We start from the raw sequence: 15,574 nt of genomic DNA on the forward strand, positions 1-15,574 counted from the left end.
GTGGATCAGCCCAGCGTGACGACGACCTTCGCCTCGGTGCCCTCCGGCAGCGCGGGGATCGGGGCCGCCGGGTCGTGCTCGACGCCGTCGACCGTCACCGAGCGCACGCCCTTCGACACGTGGTCGGGGTTGCGGACCTCGATGTCGTAGACGGCGCCGCGCCACTCGCGGCGCACCTCGAACCCGTCCCAGTCCTTCGGGATCGACGGGTCGACGACAAGGCCGTCGAGCGCGAGGCGCACGCCGAGGACGTACTTGGTCACCGCGGTGTACATCCAGCCGGCCGTACCCGTGAGCCAAGGGTTCTGCGCCTTGCCGAACCACTCGTGGTCGCGGCCGTAGAGGAACTGGACGTACGCGTACGGCTCCGCGCCTCGCACCTCGATGTTGTCGTTCTGGTGGTACGGCAGGATCGCGTCGTAGAACTGCACCGCCTCGTCGCCGCGCCCGAGCATCGCCTCGGCGATGATCGGCCACGCGTTGGGGTGCGAGAAGATCGCGGCGTTCTCCTTGATGCCCGGGTAGACGCGCGTGACGAACCCGACGGTGTCGTCGACCTTGGTGAACGCGGGCCAGTTGAGGTGGTTGCCGTACTCGGAGCCGAGCAGCTCGCGCACCGCGTCCATCGACGCCTCGCCGCGCTCCTGGCTCGTGATCCCGGCGATGACGGGCCACGCCTGGTGCTCGAGGAAGATCTTGCCCTCCTCGTTCTCGGCCGAGCCGATCTTCACGCCGTCGCGCGTGTACCCGCGGATCCACCAGCGGCCGTCCCAGAGCTGGGCGTCGGCGACCTTGGCGATGCGCTCGCGCTCGGCCGTGAACCGCGCGACGTCCGCCTCGGCCCGCTCGTCGCCCGCCGCGGCGAGCGGCTCCGCGATCTCGAGGAACGCGCCGATCGCCCACGCGTGGAGGAACGTCACGAGCGACGTCTCGCCGCCGCCGAGGTTGAGGCAGTCGTTCCAGTCCGCGCGCAGGCCCAGCGCGACGCCGTTCTGGCCCACCTGCTCGGCGGAGAACTCGAGCGCCTTCACCAGGTGGTCGTACACGGTCGCGGGCGTGCCCTCGGCGAACGGGATCTCCAGGTCGAGGAACGAGCGGTCGCCCGTCTCCTTGACGTACTCGACGACCGACGGCACGAGCCACAGGTGGTCGTCCGAGCACGTGTCCTCGAGGCCGTGGATGAGGTCCTTCGGGTCGACCGTGGGCACGATCGTCGGCGACGGGACGTCGGGCAGCTTCTCCGCGTCGGGGTCGAACGCCTTGGGGTCGAACAGATGCAGGCCGTACCCGGCCTCCGTCTGCGCGCGCAGGAGCTCGACGATGCGCTGGCGCGTCTTCGTCGGGTTCGAGTGGATGACGCTCATGACGTCCTGCGCGGTGTCGCGGTACCCGAGGCCCGCGCGTCCGCCCACCTCGACGAACGACGCGAAGCGCGACCACTGCACGCACGTCTCCGCCTGGAGGAGGGTCCACGAGTTGATCATCGTGTTCATGCCCTCGTGGGGCGTGCGGATCCGCAGCTTGTCCTGCTTGGTGCGCCAGAACGCGCGGAGCCGAGCGCGCTCGGCGTCGACCGTCGCGACGTCCGAGTACTTCGCCTGGAGCGCACGGCCGGCCGCGTCGCGCGAGCCGTAGCCGAGCATGTAGACGAGCCGCTTGGTCTCGCCCGGCGCGAGCGTGATCTTGTGCTGGAGCGCACCGCAGTGGTTCTGCGTCGTCGCGGACTCGTTCGACCCGTGCCCGCGCTCGATCGCGATCGGGTTCGCCTCGGAGCGGTACGGGCCGATGAAGTTGTCGCGCAGCGAGTCGTACGACGACGGCGTCTCGCTGGACGCGAAGAAGTGGTACGTCCACGGCTCGTAGTAGAAGTCGTACTCGATGATGCCGTCCTCGTAGGAGGAGCCGGACGCGTAGAGCGACATCTGGAGGTTCTGGTTGTCGATCGTGATCGTGTGGAAGCTGAACTCCACGTACGAACCGACGGTGAGCTCACGCACCTCGTCCGTCGTGTTCGTCAGCCGGACGTCCCAGACCTCGACGTCGTCGTCCACGGGGATGAAGACCGTCTGCTCGGCGTCGACACCCTTGTACTCGGCACGGAACGTCGAGTAGCCGAGCCCGTGCCGGGTCGTCCAGCGGCCCGCCCCGCCCGCGGGGTCGAGCTCCTCGCCCGGCCCGACGAACGGCTTGCCGACCGGCTGCCACGACACCGACCAGAAGTCGCCGTCCGCGTCGTCGCGCAGGTACACGTAGTGGCCAGGCCGGTCGACCGGGACACCGTTCTGCCGGAAGCGCGTGATCCGGCCGTACTGCGAGCTCTTGTAGTACGAGTACCCCCCGCCGGTGTGCGACAGCACGGTGCACAGGTTCTTGCTGCCGAGGTAGTTCGTCCACGAGACGGGGACGTCGGGGCGCTCGACGACGTACTCGTCGTGCGCGGTGTCGAAGTGGCCGTAGCGCATCGTTGCTCTGGTTCCTGTCGTGGGGTGGGCTGGGGGGCCGGGGTGGGGTGGTCCGGGGCCGTCAGACGCCGGCGGTGACGAACCCTTGGAGCCACTCGAGGAGCTCGGCGGCCTTCTCGGGCGAGTCCGCCTCGACGAACATGCGCAGGACGGGCTCGGTGCCGGAGAACCGCAGGAGCGCCCAGTTGTCGTTCTCGAGGAGGATCTTGGTGCCGTCGAGGTGGGAGACCGAGACGACAGGGTAGGGGCCGACGTGCGTGAGCGGCTCCGCCTCGAGGCGCCGCGGCACCTCGACGCGCATCTCCGGCGTCGCCGGGACGCCCGCCTCGAGCGTGTGGAGGCGACCCGTGATCTCGTAGATCATCGCGCGCAGCTCGGAGATCCGCTTGCCCGTGCGGGCCAGCATCTCGGCCACCAGGGCGCACGCGAAGATGCCGTCCTTGCCGAGGATCCAGCCGCGGATCGTCAGGCCGCCCGACGACTCGCCGCCGAGCACGGCACCGATCTCCTCCATGCCCGCGGTGACGTGCTTGAAGCCGACCTTGACCTCGCGCGACTCCTCGCCGAAGTGGGCTGCGAGGCGGTCGAGCAGGTGCGTCGTCGCGAGGTTGCGCACGACGCCGCCCTTCTCGCCGCGGACCTCGTGCAGGTACCAGTACAGGAGGAGGAGCAGGTCGTTCGTGGAGATGTACTCGCCGGTCTCGTCGACGATACCGATGCGGTCGGAGTCGCCGTCCGTCGCCATGCCGAGGTCGTAGCGGCCCCCGCCCTGCTGGATCATCGTCACGAGCGTGCTCAGGCGCTGGAGGTCCGGCGCGGGCGCGACCCCGCCGAAAAGGGGGTTGTGGGTCGCGTGGATGAACTCCGAGCGCACGCGCATGTCGGACAGGATCGTGCCGAGCGTGAGCTGGCTCGTGCCGTACATCGGGTCGACGATCACCTGGAGGTCCGAGCCGCGCACGGCGTCCACGTCGATGATCTTCTCGATCGCGTCCACGTACGGGTCGGTGAGCGACCGGTCCACCACGACGCCGGCGCTGCGCGCCACGTCGATGTCGAGCGTGATGACGTCGTCGACCGACAGCGCGTTGGCCTCGTCCTGGTAGCGGTCCGTCTCGTCGTCGAGCGGGAGCGAGCCGTCCTGGCGGAACACCTTCATGCCGTTCCACTCGGGCGGGTTGTGGCTCGACGTGACGATGACGCCGTACGCCGCGCCGAGGTACGGGGCGGCGAACGTCACGAGCGGGGTCGGGACGTCGTCGGGCAGGAGCGTGACCGCGATGTTGTTGCCCGCGAAGACCTCGGCCGCCGCGATGGCCGACTCGCGCGAGAGGAAGCGGCGGTCGCCGCCGATCACGACGCCCTTGCCGTCGAGGCCGCGGCGGATCGTCTCGTTCGCGATCGCCTGGCAGAGCCGGCGCACGTTCGCGAGCGTGTACCCCTCGCCGATGACCGCGCGCCAGCCGCCCGTGCCGAAGACGATCTTGGTGTCGGTGTTCTTCTTCGGGACGAACAGGCGCTTGAGGACGATGTCCGCCGCCTGCGCGAGCTCGTCCGGCGTGTTGATGCCGCGCACCTCGTCGACGTCGACGATCCGGTACGACGAGATGCGCTTGCCCGCGCCGATGACGCGGCGGGCCAGCTCCGTGAGGCGGTGCTCGCCGTCGGACGCCATGCGCTCGAGCTCGCCGAACAGCAGGCCCGGTGCCGCGACGTACGCACCGACGTTGATCTCCGTGCGCGGCTCGGCGATGCCGCCCGCCTCGGACGACTCGAGGATCGCCGTGATCTCGCCCTCGGCGCGGACCACGCGGCCGTAGCCGTCCGGGTCGTCCACGACGGCCGAGAGGAGCGAGAGGTCCGCGCCGGTGAGGGTGTGGCGCGTGAGCAGGCCGAGGAGCGACTCCGAGCGCAGCAGCGGCGTGTCCGCGTACGCGACCAGCACCGGCTCGTCGACCCCGAGCCCCAGCACCGAGGCGACTGCCCCGCGCGCTGCGAGGACCGCGTCGCCGGTGCCCAGCGGAGCCTCCTGCTCGACGTAGACGACGTCCTCGCCGAGCAGCTCGCGCACCGTCGGGTCGTCGGGCGCCACCACGACGACGATGCGGCTCGCGTCCACGACGCGGCGCACGTTCGCCACCGCGAGCTCGACGACCGTCGCGCTGCCCAGCGGGCGGGACAGGAGCTCGCGCGACGCGGCGTCGTGCCCCGCGGCGAGCACGACGGCGGCCCGCGCGGTCCGGGCGTGCGCGCTCCCTCGCGGTCGCGGGGTCGTCGCGCTGGTCTTCGCGGGCGTCGTCGCGGTCATGGCGTCCTCACTGGTCGACCTCCGTCGGACAACGACTCATTTGTCAGGAGTCCGAACTACTGGCTCTCCCCGATCATAGGCACCCCGGACCCGTCGACGGAACCCGATCCGGCCCACCAGGGCCGAAGGTCACCCGCGCTGCGTCCGCACGGAACCGCGAGCCGGGTGACAATAGGGACATGAGTGGCCCGGTCCAGCCGTACCCCCTGCACGGAAGCATCGAAGCCGAGGACGCGAAGGAGATCCTCCGCAAGGCCATCCGCACCAACCGCCAGGCGCGGTCCGAGCGGCTCCGCAAGGATGCGGCCGCCGCGATCGCCGACGTCGTCGAGACCATCCCCGAGGTCGCCACCGCCACGTGCGTCGCGACCTACGCCGCCCGCCCCACCGAACCCGGCACCACCGAGATGCTCGAACGTCTCTCCGCACGCGGCGTGCGCGTCCTGCTCCCCGTGCTCGGCGCCGGCCTCCAGCGCGACTGGGCCCTGTACGACGATCCGGCCGACCTCCAGGTCCGCGCCCCCGGCCGACCGCCCGAACCCGGGACCCCGCCGCTCGGCGCCGAGGCCATCGCCCAGGCCGACGTCGTCGTCGCCCCCGCGCTCGCCGTCGACTCACGAGGCGTCCGGCTCGGCCAGGGCGGCGGCTGGTACGACCGCGCCCTCGAGCACCTGCGCCCCGGGACCAAGGTCGTCGCCGTCGTCTTCCCCGAGGAGGTCTACGACGCGTCCGACCGCCCGCTCCCGGTCGAGTCCCACGACAAGACCGTCGACGCCGTCGTGACCCCCCTCGGCTGGCGCTGGCTCCCGTAGCGTCTCCGGCAGCGGGGCCCCTTCCCGCGGGGCCCGTCCGGACCACGGACCGGTCGGCCCGTCGCGCTCGGCCTGCCGTCGTCGCCACGCCCCGCCGAGGGTCGCGCGCGTGGCGACGAGACGCGAGAAGTGGCCCCTGGGGCGAGGCCTGGAGGGGCCATTTCTCGCATCTCGGCCAGACGTCCGAGCACCGGGTGGCGCGACGGCCCCGCGCCCGGACCGGGGACTACGGGACGAGGGTGAGCTCGTCCTTGCTGGCCTCGGCGACGGCCTGAGTGGAGAACGGCCAGTCGTAGGTCTCGCCGCGGGCCCAGGTCTTGAGCTGGTCGGAGTAGTGCCTGGACGCCGGGTGGCCGGAGGTGCCGGTGACGGTGACCCAGGTGGAGCGGTCGAGGTCGTCGAGGTCGACGACCATCCGCATCGACGGGCCGGCCGTCACGTCGAACGAGCCGGAGGCCGCGTCCCAGGCCGTCGCGTTGACGATCGACGAGCCGCCGGGCATGCCGACGGGGTCGGGGTTGACCCAGTTGCGGACAGGACCGGGGATGGACTCGCCGCCGAGGATCGGGTGCTCGAGCGCGAGCACGTGGAGCGTGCCCCAGGCCCAGTCGGAGGGCTGCTTGCTCTGCTCCACGGTCAGGTCGAGGCGGGCGGAGACGAGCGCCTGGGTGAGGACCTCGTCGCGCGTCTCGACGACGCTGACGGTCTGGCGGTCGTCCCAGAACGGGTCGGTCGGGTTCTCGAGGAGGTTCTGCACGACGGCGAGCCAGCGGCTCCCGCCGTTCGGTCGCGCCGACTCGGGCAGGTCGTCCCAGAACGTGAGCTGGAGCAGGTTGCGCCAGACCGCGGCGAAGTACGCGGCCGCGGCGGAGTCGGTGTCGGTCCGGTAGTCCCAGTCCGCGAGGAGCGCCTGGCCCTCGGCCTCGAAGCTGTCGTCGATCTCCTGGTCGAGCAGGAGCGGCACGAGCACCTCGGCGTAGGGGCTGCGGTCGTCGGTCTGGATCTCGTTCATCGTGTCGACGTCGACCGGTCGCCCGGCGGAGATCTCGGCCTCGAGGAGCTGGCGGATGCGCTGCGAGCGGTAGCCGTAGTCCCAGTCGGTCGTGAGGAACGGCGCGACGCCGCTGGGCAGGACGGCCTGGTTGGCTGCGACGACGAATCCCTCGGCCGGGTCGACCACGCGCGGCATCTGCTCGCTCGGGACGTACCCCTGCCAGTCGTAGCGCTCGTCGGAGCCGTCGCGGGGCCACGTGCCGTCCGACGGCACCTCGGCGTCGGGCACCGCCTGACGGACCGGGATCTTGCCGGGCGCCTGGTAGCCGATCTGGCCGTCCACCGTCGCGAAGACGATGTTCTGCGCGGGCACCTCGAAGAGCGCCGCGGCGGCCTGCATGTCGTCGGCGTCCTGGGCGAGGTTGAACGCGAAGACCGCGTCGGCGGTGCGGCCCGGCTCGAGCGCGGTCCACTGCAGGGAGACGGCGTACTCGCCCAGGCGCGTGTCGAGGGCGGGGGTGTCGACGGCGGACTCGGTCGCGGGGATCGCCTCGGAGACGATCGGCCCGTGCACGGTCGAGCGGATCTCGAACTCGACGTCCTCGCCTCCGGCGACGCTCAGCGTCTCGGTCCGGGTCTCGAGCGGCACCCACTCGTCGCCGCGCAGGTAGGTGTCGTCCCGCACGCGCTCGACGAAGAAGTCGGTGACGTCGGCGCCCATGTTCGTCAGGCCCCAGGCGAGCTGCGCGTTGTGGCCGATGATGACGCCGGGGAACCCGGCGAACGAGAAGCCCGCGACGTCGAACGCGCACTGCGGCCCGACCTCGTTGCAGTGCAGCCCGACCTGCGCCCAGATCCCGGGGGCGCCGAGGCTCAGGTGCGGGTCGTTGGCGAGGATCGGCTTGCCGCTGGCGGTGTGGTCGCCGGAGACGACCCACGAGTTGGAGCCCGTGCCCTCGCCGCGCCCGATGAGCACGGGGACGGCGTCGAGCGCGCGGTCGGCGGCCTCGAGCGCGCCCTGGAGATGGTCCGAGCCGTACGCGGCGCGGGCCTCGGGGCCGAGCTCGAGCGCGACCTGCTGAGGATTCTCGAGCTCGCCGGGGTCGAGGATCGGCGCGTTGACGTCGGACGGGTAGGCGGGGAACAGCGCGGCGACGCGCCCCGCGTCCTGGAGCGTGCTGTAGGACAGCGCGCGCTCCAGCTCGTCGTCGTAGTTTCCGCGGAGGTCCCACGCCATCGCCTTGAGCCAGGCGAGCGAGTCGACCGGGTCCCAGGGCTCGGGCTCGGCGACGTCGACCTGGAGCCCGAGCACGGTGTACTCGATCGCGATCTCGGACGGGCTGCGGTTCTCGAGGTACGCGTTGACGCCCTCGGCGTAGGCCTGGAGGTATGCCTTCGTCTCGGGCGAGACGACGTCCCACTCCTCCTCGGCGACCTGCCGCCAGCCGAACGTCCGCGTCACGGTGTCGGCAGCGATCGCGTCGGGATTGTCGCCCACGAGCTCGGCGAGCCGGCCCGCGGTGACGTGCCTGCGGTAGTCCATCTCGAAGAAGCGGTCCTGCGCCTGGACGTAGCCCTGCGCGCGGAAGAGGTCCTCCGGGGTGTCCGCGTAGATCTGCGGCACGCCCTGGGCGTCGCGCAGCACCGTGACCTGACCCTCGAGCCCGGCGAGCTCGATCTCGCCGGACGTCTGCGGCAGCGGCCGGCGCACGGTGACGACGACGAAGGCGGCACCGGCGACGAGCGCGAGGACCAGGAGCACGGCGACGCCGATCAGGACGCGCCGTCGTGCCGAACGCCGGCGCCGGGGCGGAGCCGGCGCCTCGGCCGGCGTCGCGGGGTCGGCACCGGGGACGGAGTCACCGGCGGGGGCCTCGGCGGGTTCGTGCACAGACACGGATGCGAGACTACCCGGCCCGGGGCGGGCACCGGGCCGCGTATGATTAGCACTCGGAAGTTTCGAGTGCCAGGCGGTGTTGACACCGACGACCCGGCCGAGACCGACCCGATCCCGACCCGCCGGTGGCCGCCCGACGGCCGTCTCGTGAACGAGGAGAACCCGTGCCCACCTACGCGTACACGTGCACCGCCTGCGGTCACGCCTTCGACATCCACCAGTCGTTCAGCGACGACGCCCTCACGGTGTGCCCCGAGTGCTCGGGTCGCCTGCGCAAGGTGTTCTCCTCGGTCGGCGTGACGTTCAAGGGCTCAGGCTTCTACCGCACGGACTCGCGCTCGGGCGGGAAGTCCTCGACGGCGCCCGCCGCCTCGAAGCCGGCCTCCTCCTCCGCGGCGTCCGGCGCGAGCAGCACGTCCGGCGGCTCGAGCAGCACCTCGTCCTCGTCGGGAAGCTCGACCGCCTCCTGATCTGACGCCCGTGGGCGCGGTCCACGGCGGCCCTGCCCTCGGCGGTCGACCACAGCCCCTCTCGGGACGGCGCGTCGGGGTCGACGCCGCGTCCCGTCCACAGATTCGCACCCGTCGGCGACCGTCGGCGCCCGTCGCACGGCTACGGTCGCGCCATGCTGCGCTCGTCCCGCCTGCCGGACCCCCGCCCGCGACCCGACCGCTCGCCCGCGCGGCGACGGCTGCTGCGCGGGGTGTGGTGGCGGTCCCGCTTCGTCGTGGCCGCGCTGTGCTGCGGCGCCGCGTCCTCGGTGGTCGTCGGGGCGCTCCGCCCTCCCCCGCCCCCGACCGCACCTGCCGTCGTCACCACGCGTGAGGTCCCGGCGGGTGCCGTGCTGACGGAGGCGGACCTCCGCGTGGACCCCGTGTCCGCGGAGGTCGTCCCCGCGGGCGCCGCGGCACGACCCGACGACGTCGTCGGGCGTCGCGCGACCGTGACCCTGCCCGCGGGCACCCTGCTCCAGGACGCGCTCGTCGCCGGTGGCGAGCTCGCCGCCGCGGCTCCGGCGGGCACGGTCGTCGCGCCCGTCCGGCTCGACCCCGGCGTCGCGGCCCTCCTCGGCCCGGGAGACCGCGTCGATCTCCTCGCCACGGGCGACCTGGTGCTCACGACAGCCCCCACGGACGCGTCGACCGAGGGCCAGGACCCGGCGGCCGTCGACCCCTACCTCGCCCGCGCGGCCGTCGTCGTCCCGGCACCCGAGCCCCAGGGCGGGGGCGGGCTGCTCGGGACGGGCGGGTCCGGCTCGGACGTCGTGACGCTCGTCGCCGTGCTCCCCGAGGAGGCGGTCCGGCTCGCTGCCGTGAGCGGGCAGACGGCCGTCACGGCCGTCCTCGTGCCCTGACGGCGACCCGGGCTCGGAGACGGGTGAACCGGACGCCGGTGCCCGACCCGCCGGGCCAGGCCGTTGCCCATCGGTACCCGCGTTGGGAGGATCGCGCGTGCACCTGTCGTGGCACCGCCGCCACGCGGACCACCGACCTGAGAGGGAAGCAGCACATGAAGGGCGTGTTCCAGGGATTCAAGGAGTTCGTGCTCCGAGGCAACGCGATCGACCTGGCGGTCGGCGTCGTCATCGGCGCGGCGTTCGCCTCGGTCGTCGACGCGATCGTCACCTACCTGATCAACCCGATCATCGGCGCCATCTTCGGCAAGCCGGACATCTCCAACCTCTGGGACATCACGCTGCGCCCGGCCCACGACGGCGTCGAGGCCTCGGTCCTCTCCGTCGGTGGCCTCCTCAACGCGTTCCTCCAGTTCCTGATCATCGCGATCGCGCTCTACTTCGTCATCGTCCTCCCGATGAACAAGCTCGCCGAGCGCCGCAAGCAGGACGTCGAGCCCGAGCCCGAGGCACCGGCAGAGGACGTACGCGTCCTCCAGGAGATCCGCGACCTCCTCGCCGCCCAGGCGGGCAGCGGTCCCGGCGCAGCACCGGGCAGCCCGACGCCGCCGCGCGACCTCTGAGCGCGAGCCGCCCGACCGCCGCCTGAGATCCCGCGGCGCGGCGGCCCTCGGACGAACCCGGGGTTGCTCCTCACCTGACGCCATGGAGGGGGAACGACCCCGGGTTCGGCACGTCGGCAAGCAGCTCGGCGCCGACGACCCCCGCCACGGGCCGACCGCGGGGACTCGACCGTGTCAGTACCGTCCGTAGGCCGTCATCGGTGTCGCGGTCAGTGCCGCCCGTAGTGCGGCGGGACGTCCCCGAGCAGGCGGTCGTCGTTCTCGCCCCGGACCCCACGTCCGGGCGCCGCCTCGTCGCCCCAGCCCTCGGACCGCTCGTCGGCGCTCACCCCGGACACGACCTCGCTCTCGGTCCCCCGCCGCACGGCCCGCCGCGGCCGCCGACGCCGCCCCGCGCCGTCGGGCGCGTCGTGCGTGCGGTCAGGACTCGGGTCGGACGTGGTGCTCACGCCCCCATCGTCGCACCGCCAGGGCGGCCCGACGTCGGCCACCCGCCACCCCTGCCGGTGAGACGCGCGAGGGCACCACGCCCGGGACCCGCGCGCGACACGATCACCCGTGCGGCGACGAGCACCCGTGATCTCTGGCAGCGCGGCACACGGTGAGACGACGTGGCGGGGTGGAAGGCGGCGCCGGGTCGTGGCGGGCCTGGCGGGAGCCGCGAGGCACGAGCGGCGGATGGTAGACCCGGCGCCGCCTCCCACCCCGCACCCAGCCCGACCATGCGGGTAGTTCCCCCTGGCCCCGACCCCAGCCCGACCACGCGGGCAGTGATCCCACGCCGACTGCTACAGGTCGTCGTCGCCGTGCTGCTCGTCGTCGTCGATCACCGGCACGACGACGATCCGGTCGCCCCCGCCGGTCTGCGCGACGCCCCCGGTCTCCGGGAGCCGCTCGTCGCGCACCGCCTGCACGACCCGCCGGATGCGCTCGGCCTCCTTGGCGGGGTCGAGGAACGCGGCGGCGGACCACACCTGCGCGACGGTCCACCCGATGCGCTCGAGGCGCTCGGCCACCTGCCGGTCCCGCACGCGCACGCTGCGCTCGGCGACGTACGCGGCGTCGTCGGTGAGGACGGCGACGAGAAGCTCGCCGGGCAGGTCCGGGTGGCCGACGACGAGCGGGACGCGGTCGCCGTCGCCGATGCCGTAGTCGGTCTCGACGACGAGGCCGGCGCGCCAGAGGCGCTCGGCGAGGTCGAGCACGAGCCGGTCGGGGCTGCCGCCGAGGTCGACGCCGTTGCCGAGGGTCACCTGGTCGGCGGCGCCGCTGCGCTGCTCCGCGAGGTCGAGGACCTCGGCGAGCAGCCGGGCGCCCGCGCCGCGCAGGCGCTCGGGGTCGAGGTCGCCCGCGGTGAAGCACGACACGACGTGGAGGCGGCGGCGGGTCGCGCCGACGGAGTCCAGCAGCATCGCCTCGGCGCCGGGCGTGTTGAGGATGCCGAACCGGTGCAGGACGCGGCCGTGCGGCGTCCGGCCGAACCCGACGGACAGGACGATGGTGTCGCGCACGAGACCGGCGACGCCGGACACGTCGGCGACGACGACGGGCTCGGCCCGCGACCCGGAGAAGAAGCCGGCAAGCGCAGGGTTCTGGCGCACCTCGACGAGCAGGGCGTCGCGGATGCGGTCGGCGTGCAGCGGCGTGACGGTGACGATCGCGAGGGACTCGTCGGGCCGCGTGAGCGCGTGCTCGATCGCGACCTCGACGACCCGGTCGACCTCGGCCTGCGTGCTCTCGACCGCGCCGGACGTCGGGTCGGGCATGCCGGCGCCGTCGACGACGTCGAGCTGGACGAGGACCTCGGCGCGGGGCAGGGGCGCGGGGCGCAGGACGCCGTCGTAGCCGTGCTCGGCGAGGAAGGTCGTGACGAAGGGGTCGCGCCGGGAGCCGTCGGCGAGGAGCTCGACCGTCGGGAGCAGCTCGGCGAGCTCGCGCACGGTCTCTGTCGAGGCGGCGCGCGGGTCGCCCACCGCGACGACCTGCCGCCCACGGGCGAGCGCGGAGAGCACGAGCTCGACGGGCGCGTGCTCGATCGCGTCGAGGACCACGAGGTCGACGGTGCGCGTCGCGGGGACGAGGTGCGGCACGAGGGTCGGCGTGGCGACGAGCACGGGACGCAGGCGTCGCAGCACGGCCGGGTGCTTCTCGGACGTCTCCCGCAGGCTCACGAGCCGGCCCTCGAGCAGCTCGGTGAACAGGTCCTCGGCCTCGTCGCGGTGCTCGCGCATCGCCGTCCCGAGGTGGTCGCGGACCGCCGCGCGGACCGGTGCCGCGAGGGACGCGACGTGCGTGCGGTCGAGGTCGCGGAACCGGCGCGCGAGCGCGTCGAGGCCGGCGCCGTCCTGGCCGGCCAGCGCCTGGTCCTGCGCGAGCACCTGCTCGAAGACCGAGCTCCACCACGCGAGCTCGAGCTCGGGCCCCACGAAGTCGGGCTCGACGCGGCGCGCCGCGAGGTCGGCGAGGAGCTCGCCGAGGCCGAGGTCGGTGAGCCGGCGCACGATGGCGGTCCGCGCGGGCAGGGAGTCGAGGGACTCGGCGTCCTCGGCGAGCGCGTCCAGCCGCGCCGCGAGCGCGTCGAGCGGGGCGTCGAGGAGGTCGTTGCCACCCGGGGTGCCGTCGAGCGCAGGCGCGAGCTCCTCCATGTCGATGCGCACGGCCTCGTGCGTGTCCTCGATGGCAGACAGCCCCTCGGGCAGGACGGGCCAGCCGCCGCGCGGGCACTGCTCCTGCCAGACCGCGCGCTGCGCCTGCACCTCGACGAGCGCGGCGTGCAGGTCGGGCACGCGGACGCCGGGGCGGACCATGTCGCGCGCCTGGCGGCGCAACCTCCGCCGGGCGAACCAGCCCATCTCGACGCCGCGCTGCTCGCGCCACTGCTTGGTCGCGGTCGCCTCGACCATGTCCTGGGCGGTGCGCTCGAAGATGAGCGGCTGGAACACGTCGAGCGTGCCGCGCATCCCCCCGAGCATGGTGAGCTGGTCGCCCCACTGGCGCAGCGTCGTCGCGGGCGTGAGCCCGGTGCGCTGCGCGACCTGCTCGACCTGCGCGCGCAGCTGCGGGAGCGTGTGCGTGCGCAGCCGCTCGACGCGCACGAGCGCGTCGTGCGCCTCCTGCGGCGTGGTGAGGGCGGCGCCGTACCAGGGGGTCGAGGTCGCCCGTGCGGTGAACGCACCGAGCAGGGCGGCCTCGCGCAGCTCCGCGGCGGCGCGTTCCCGCTGCGGCCCGACGCCGAGCACGACCTCGGTCGTGAGGCGCACCCGGGTGTCGGGGGCCGGACGCTCGGCGGTCAGCCGGGCGAGCGCCTGGAGCGCGTCGTACGCCGAGACGCCCCACGGGTCGCGCACGAGGTGCAGCGCCTCGATGTACCCGGCGAGCCGGGCGCGCGCGCCGAGGAGCGCGTCGCGCGTGCGCGCGAGATCCTCGTCCTCGACCGGCTCGGGCTCGGACGCCATCGCGGACAGGAGGCGGTGCGACGCCGTCTCGCGCCACGTCGGCTCCGGGACGATGTCGAGCACGAGGCCGCCCAGGCCCAGCTCGTCGAGCCGTGCGAGGAGCGCGTCCGCGGCCCGGCGGTGACCCGGGACGTACAGCACGTGGCGTCCCGACGCCGCGGCCTCGGCGACGACGGCCGCGAGCGTGCCCGCGACGTCGGACCCGGCCGGCGCGTCGACGAAGAGGTGCGACCCGCTCGCGAGCACGTCGACGACGTGGCGCTGGGACGGGTCGAGGTCGCCGGCGCCGCGCTCGTGCACCGGGTCCGCGTCGCCGACGCGCGGTGCGGGCAGCTCGGCGCGCAGCGCCGTGGCGGACTTCTCGTCCCCGGCGAGCGCGGCGACGACCTCGTGCCGTTCCAGTGCGGGCGCCAGCTCGTCGAGGTCGTCGACGAGGACCTGCCCCGGGTGCACGAACGTGCCGACGAGGACGCGGTGGGTCAGGTCGAAGTCGTCGAGGACGGCCTGGCCCAGCGCGGCGATGCGACGGGTCGCGTCGCCGGGGTCGAAGCCCGCGCCGGTGAACGTGGAGCGTGCGAGCGTCACCGGGTCGAGGAGCGCGCCGTGCGCGCGCAGCGTGCGCGCGAGGAGCGGGTTGATCTCGGCCGTCGGCTCGAGGGTCAGCTCGTAGTCGGCCTCCCCGTCGCCGCGCGGGGTCACGGTCAGGGGGCGCAGGAGCACGGGGGCGCGCACGGTCCGGGACGTCGGCTCCTGCTCGCCCTCCTCGACCGTGCCCCGCGGGTGGTGGCCGGCGTCGGGGACGCGTGCGTCGTCGTGCCCGGCGGACCCGCCCTGCGCGTCGGGGACCGCGGGGCCCTGGTCCCCGTCCGTGGGGCGGCCGGGTCCGTCGGCGCCCGGGGCGGCCACGTCGTCGTCCGCGCTCGGGACGATCGTCGCGGGGGTGCGACCCGCGACCCGAGCGAGCGCCGCGACGTCGTCCTCCGCGAGCGGTGCCGCGAGGCTCTGGGTCCAGGTCGCGACCCCGATCGCCAGGTACGTGGGCGCGACGCCGTAGCGCTGGGCGTGCTCGGCGGCGCGGACCACGACGGCGCGCGCGCGGCGCCGCGCGGCAGGCAGCGACCCACCCTCGCGGAACAGGTTCGAGAGCCGGGTCGGCCGCCCGGCGAAGAGCTGGGCGACACCCGAGGGGTGGGCCGCCGTCAGGTCGACGACGGCGTCGCCGAGGAGCGAGACGTCGGCGAGCGACGACCCCCCGGCGAGCTCGACGAGGCCGGCGCGCCACCGCGTCACGGCCTCGTCGACGAGGTCGGCCGTGGTGGGCTCGGGGACGAGCACGGGGCGGGGCGGTGTCACGTCCGCCGCCTCGGCGGCGGGCTGGTCGGTCGCGTCGGGAGCGGTCGAGGGCAGCCGAGCAGGATCGGCCACGCTCCGGGCGGCTGAGCTGGTGCGGGCTGCGGCATTCACCCTCCGACGCTAACCGTCCGTCTCGCGAGCCCCGGCGCGGCGCGCCGGAGGGTCGGCGACCCGGTCCGCCGGGCGGCGACGGGCCGGGGCCGCGCTCCGTCGGGTCGAGCGTGGGGCGCGTCGGAGGCGGGACGACGAACGGCCCCGGATCACGAGAATTCGTGTTCCGAGGCCGTCGTTCCGAGCTATTCCGGGGCGTTCTCCCG

At 73.8% G+C, this 15,574-nt stretch carries 9 protein-coding genes; 4 read left to right on the top strand and 5 right to left on the bottom strand.

Going from position 1 to position 15,574, the window contains the following annotated elements; genetic code table 11:
* Positions 1-5 precede the first annotated feature (5 nt).
* Positions 6-2,462 (bottom strand): GH36-type glycosyl hydrolase domain-containing protein, encoded by a 2,457-nt coding sequence (locus ACFVN3_RS15120; RefSeq protein ID WP_378233733.1) that lies wholly within the window; start codon positions 2,460-2,462, stop codon positions 6-8.
* Positions 2,463-2,523: 61 nt separating this feature from the next.
* A complete protein-coding gene (locus ACFVN3_RS15125) occupies positions 2,524-4,770 on the bottom strand; it encodes an NTP transferase domain-containing protein (protein WP_378233734.1) in 2,247 nt (748 codons plus the stop codon).
* Positions 4,771-4,949: 179 nt separating this feature from the next.
* Here ACFVN3_RS15125 and ACFVN3_RS15130 point away from each other — a divergent pair, with 179 nt between their 5' ends.
* Positions 4,950-5,582, top strand: coding sequence for a 5-formyltetrahydrofolate cyclo-ligase (locus tag ACFVN3_RS15130; RefSeq protein WP_378233735.1), 633 nt, complete (start codon positions 4,950-4,952; stop codon positions 5,580-5,582).
* A 226-nt stretch (positions 5,583-5,808) separates the two neighbouring features.
* Here ACFVN3_RS15130 and ACFVN3_RS15135 read toward each other — a convergent pair whose 3' ends face one another.
* Complete coding sequence (locus ACFVN3_RS15135) at positions 5,809-8,352, bottom strand: penicillin acylase family protein (RefSeq protein ID WP_378233759.1); 2,544 nt, start codon at positions 8,350-8,352, stop codon at positions 5,809-5,811.
* A gap of 284 nt (positions 8,353-8,636) precedes the next feature.
* Here ACFVN3_RS15135 and ACFVN3_RS15140 point away from each other — a divergent pair, with 284 nt between their 5' ends.
* From ACFVN3_RS15140 to mscL, 3 genes are all read left to right on the top strand, one after another.
* A complete protein-coding gene (locus ACFVN3_RS15140) occupies positions 8,637-8,942 on the top strand; it encodes an FmdB family zinc ribbon protein (RefSeq protein WP_378233736.1) in 306 nt (101 codons plus the stop codon).
* A 155-nt stretch (positions 8,943-9,097) separates the two neighbouring features.
* Positions 9,098-9,826 carry an SAF domain-containing protein gene (locus ACFVN3_RS15145; RefSeq protein WP_378233737.1) on the top strand — a complete coding sequence of 243 codons (729 nt, stop codon included), beginning with the start codon at positions 9,098-9,100 and terminating at the stop codon, positions 9,824-9,826.
* Positions 9,827-9,981: 155 nt separating this feature from the next.
* Positions 9,982-10,449: a large conductance mechanosensitive channel protein MscL gene (gene mscL / locus ACFVN3_RS15150; protein WP_378233738.1), complete on the top strand. Its 468-nt coding sequence runs from the start codon at positions 9,982-9,984 to the stop codon at positions 10,447-10,449.
* Between the two features lie 209 nt (positions 10,450-10,658).
* Here the strand turns inward: mscL and ACFVN3_RS15155 are convergent, their stop codons facing one another.
* On the bottom strand, positions 10,659-10,898 hold the full coding sequence (locus ACFVN3_RS15155; protein WP_378233739.1) for a hypothetical protein: 240 nt from the start codon (positions 10,896-10,898) through the stop codon (positions 10,659-10,661).
* A gap of 339 nt (positions 10,899-11,237) precedes the next feature.
* On the bottom strand, positions 11,238-15,368 hold the full coding sequence (locus ACFVN3_RS15160; RefSeq protein WP_378233740.1) for a hypothetical protein: 4,131 nt from the start codon (positions 15,366-15,368) through the stop codon (positions 11,238-11,240).
* Between the last annotated feature and the right edge of the window lie 206 nt (positions 15,369-15,574).

The organism is Cellulosimicrobium sp. NPDC057862 (genome assembly GCF_042797035.1).
In the GTDB taxonomy this organism is placed as follows: domain Bacteria; phylum Actinomycetota; class Actinomycetes; order Actinomycetales; family Cellulomonadaceae; genus Cellulosimicrobium.

What these genes read in the sequence shown, in the direction of transcription:
- ACFVN3_RS15120 (WP_378233733.1), bottom strand. Translation starts at nt 2,462, where the DNA reads ATGCGCTACGGCCACTTCGACACCGCGCACGACGAGTACGTCGTCGAG.
- ACFVN3_RS15125 (WP_378233734.1), bottom strand. Translation starts at nt 4,770, where the DNA reads ATGACCGCGACGACGCCCGCGAAGACCAGCGCGACGACCCCGCGACCG.
- ACFVN3_RS15130 (WP_378233735.1), top strand. Translation starts at nt 4,950, where the DNA reads ATGAGTGGCCCGGTCCAGCCGTACCCCCTGCACGGAAGCATCGAAGCC.
- ACFVN3_RS15145 (WP_378233737.1), top strand. Translation starts at nt 9,098, where the DNA reads ATGCTGCGCTCGTCCCGCCTGCCGGACCCCCGCCCGCGACCCGACCGC.
- mscL (WP_378233738.1), top strand. Translation starts at nt 9,982, where the DNA reads ATGAAGGGCGTGTTCCAGGGATTCAAGGAGTTCGTGCTCCGAGGCAAC.